Annotated in this window: 3 protein-coding genes and 1 pseudogene; 2 read left to right on the plus strand and 2 right to left on the minus strand. The window is 67.1% G+C overall.

Annotated features, from left to right (window positions below):
• Both AB0I10_RS40790 and AB0I10_RS40795 read left to right on the plus strand, forming a co-directional pair.
• Positions 1–540, plus strand: a 540-nt coding sequence (locus AB0I10_RS40790; protein WP_363157798.1) for an SDR family NAD(P)-dependent oxidoreductase, incomplete at its 5' end; no start/stop codon positions are given.
• Entirely contained in the window at positions 540–1,808 is a 1,269-nt protein-coding gene (locus tag AB0I10_RS40795) for an MFS transporter (RefSeq protein ID WP_363157799.1), read from the plus strand. The genes AB0I10_RS40790 and AB0I10_RS40795, both read left to right, overlap by 1 nt.
• Before the next feature lie 66 nt (positions 1,809–1,874).
• On the opposite strand, the gene AB0I10_RS40800 is transcribed toward AB0I10_RS40795, so the two are convergent.
• Both AB0I10_RS40800 and AB0I10_RS40805 read right to left on the minus strand, forming a co-directional pair.
• A complete protein-coding gene (locus AB0I10_RS40800) occupies positions 1,875–2,072 on the minus strand; it encodes a hypothetical protein (RefSeq protein ID WP_363157800.1) in 198 nt (65 codons plus the stop codon).
• Positions 2,073–2,410: 338 nt separating this feature from the next.
• Positions 2,411–2,944: pseudogene (locus AB0I10_RS40805) on the minus strand (winged helix-turn-helix domain-containing protein); the annotation flags it as partial.
• Between the last annotated feature and the right edge of the window lie 218 nt (positions 2,945–3,162).

The following is a 3,162-nucleotide window of genomic DNA, read 5'->3' on the forward strand; positions in this document are numbered from 1 at the left end:
GTGCCTCAGGCCGTCGAGACCGCTGCCCACGGTATCGGCGGCCTCGATGCCCTGGTCAACAACGCAGGAAGCTTCCGCCTCGGCCAGGTCCACGACGGCCGCTACTCGGACTGGCGGGAAATGGTCGAGCTGAACATCCTGGGTCTGCTTGCCGCGTCCCAGGCCGCCGTTCCCTTCCTGACACGAAGTGGGTCCGGGCAGCTGATCAACATCAGCTCCATGAGCGGCCGACGGGTGTCCGGTGCGGAAACAGGCGTCTACGCGGGCACGAAACACGCGGTGCACGCCATCAGCGACGGCCTCCGTGACGAGCTGCACGACCGCGGCATCCGGGTCACCGTGCTCTCCCCGGGCATGGTGCTGACCAACCGCGGTGCGTACATCAGCGACCCTCAGCTGCGTGACGCCACAGCGCGCTGGCACGAGGAACAAGGCCTTGATCCCGACGACGTCGCCGCACAGGTCTGCCACGTACTCGCCGCACCCCGGGACGTGCATCTGGTCGAGATCGCCCTCATCTCGGCACGGCAAACCCCCTGATGCGAAAAGCCTCCTCGGCCTCCGCCGGCTACCGCCCCTTACTGCAGTCCTCGGTGGTCTCGGCCCTCGGTGACGGAGTACGCTTCGCCGCCCTGCCGCTGCTGGCCGTCACACTGCTGCACAACCCGTTCGAGGTGACCGTCCTGACGGCGGCCGGAACGGCCCCCTGGCTGGTGGTAGCCCTGCCGGCCGGGGTGTATGTGGACCAGTTCGACCGGCAGCGCGTCATGATCTTCGCTGACCTGCTGCGCTGCCTCGTACTGGTGGTGGCGCTCGTGCTCCTCCTCACCGGACACCTCACCTTCTGGCCACTGGTTCTCGTGGCCTTCCTGCTCGGTGTCGGAGAGGTGCTCTTCGACTGTGCCGCGCACGCACTGCTTCCGGGCCTGGTGACCGGCGAGCGCCTGGAACGGGCCAACGGCCATCTGTACGCCACCCAGACCCTCGGCCGCGACCTGTTCGGACAGATGCTCGGCGGGATGCTCTTCACAGTGAGCAGACTCTTGCCGCTGATGGTCGACGCGGTGTCCTTCCTGTGCTCGGCACTCCTTCTGCGCCGGGTGAGCACAGCACGGCGGCCACCGGCCGAACGGCCCCGCCACATCCTGCCGGAGATCGCAGAGTGCCTCCGATACCTGCTGCGCCATCGGGTCCTGCTGAAGCTCACTGCCGCGGCGACACTGGTAAACACCGTCTACATGGGGCAGCTTGCCGTGCTGATCCTTTTGGTAAGGCAGGAACTGCACCTGCCAGCTGCCCTGTACGGCGTGTTGCTGACCACTGGCGCGCTGGGTGGCGTCGCGGCCAGCATGACGGCCGCACGTCTCACCGAGGTGTGCGGCCGCAGAAGAATTCTCACCGGCGCACTCGCGCTCCTCTCCCTCACAGGACTAGGGATCGCAGCGACGAGACATGTCTATGCCATCGCCTTCGCGTACTGCCTTTCGGTGTACGCGATCACCTGCTGGACGGTCATTGCCGTCTCCCTCCGCCAGGGGATGGTCCCCGACCGGCTCCGCGGGCGGAGCGTCAGCGTGGACCGGCTGTTCACGTGGGGCACAAATCCGTTCGGCGTGCTCGCCTTCGGCGTGGTGAGTGAGTTGTGGGGACCGCGTACGGCGTTCGTGGCCGGCAGCGTCCTCGCCGTGGCCGCGCTGGCGGTGATGGCCTCTGCCGTCCGGTCCCTCCCGGACCGCGACGGCCCCGAACACCCCGACGCCGCCCCGAAGCCGGGTCAGCCCCGAGCCGAACCACATTCCCAACGCTGATGCCCCCCTTGATACCCCGACACCTGACGGGCCGGCGTTCGCTCGCTCGCTCGCGAACTCAGCGGGTCAGGTTGGCGAGAAAGACGCGGCGGCGGGCCAGAGTGTGAGCTCGACCCCGAAGGGGCTGCGGATCGGGCCCTTGATGTGGACCAGGCGGCCGGACGGGTACACGAGGTCGCCTTGCCGGTAAGCGTCGAGGTAATTGCGCAGGTGGGTAACGCGGCGGGCGAAGGACCCTTGCTCGTCGATCGTGGAGCAGCTCACCGTTTCGACCTCGATGCCGTACTGCGCCGGAGTGGGAGATGCCCAGTGGCCGGACCGAGAACAAGACCCAACCGCTCACGGACGAGATCATGCAGCCGATGCTCGCGGCCGCCCTCTACCTGGTGTCCACACTGGGCCCGCACGCCATCGCCCTGGCACACGAGATACGTGAATCTGACCTTCACTCGGCACGGCGAGCCCAAGGACTCCGGCGCGTCGGCCCCAAGAACCGCGTCCCGGTCCGGGAGCTCAGCGAAATCCTCGCCGAGTACACACGAACGTGCACAGCCCTGCCGACGCTGGACGACCATTACGTCTCGAAGCGGCTCGCCCAGGGCAGAATCCGGCTTCGTCCTCGAAGACCAGCCAGGCTCCGAGCACCACCACGGTCTTTCCACGTTCGGCCAGGTCTCCTTCACCCAGCCGGTCACCGTCTGCTCGTCACGCTCCAGGGCGCGGCGGGCGGGGACCTGTTGGCTCCAGCCGTGCCGCCGCAGCATCTGGGCGATGCCAGATGGCGTGATGGTCTTGTGGAACCTCCGGCCGATGAGCGTCTTGATCCGCGCCAGTGTCCAGGTCTGGTCCGGCCAGCCATGGGCGACCGGGCCTTTGGCCAACTCCTCCTCCAGCACTGCGAACAGGGCCTTGCTCAGCTTTGGCAGACTGGCGGGCCCCTTCGAGCGCAGGGCCGCTGACCCGCCGTCGGTCCATGTCCGGCGCCACCGCTGCACCGAGCGGACAGTGACCCGTAATCGCTTCGCGATCACCGCGTTGTCCTGCCCCGCGGCGAACATCTCCGACGCTTCCCTGCGGATGCACTCGCGAAAAGCACGCCGCTCAGCGGTCAGACCCCCACCCTGCGCATACCTCATAACGAACGAGTACCGCGGCAACCACAACCTGTCAGCCCCTACGACACCACGCCTACAAGCTCAGTAGAGCCGTCCTGGATCGATCCATTCACCGGGCTTACTGAGGTTGAACTCGTGTTGTCGTAAGCGCTGACGGCTGGTCGTCTGCTGCGGTATCACCACAGGCATGCGGTATCCACAAGGGGGCGGGCTGACCGCCGAACGTCAGGAGTTTCGCG

This window comes from Streptomyces sp. NPDC050636 (assembly GCF_040654775.1).
In the GTDB taxonomy this organism is placed as follows: Bacteria; Actinomycetota; Actinomycetes; order Streptomycetales; family Streptomycetaceae; genus Streptomyces.

Coding starts and splice junctions, on each gene's coding strand:
- AB0I10_RS40795 (WP_363157799.1), top strand. CDS start 540: ATGCGAAAAGCCTCCTCGGCCTCCGCCGGCTACCGCCCCTTACTGCAG.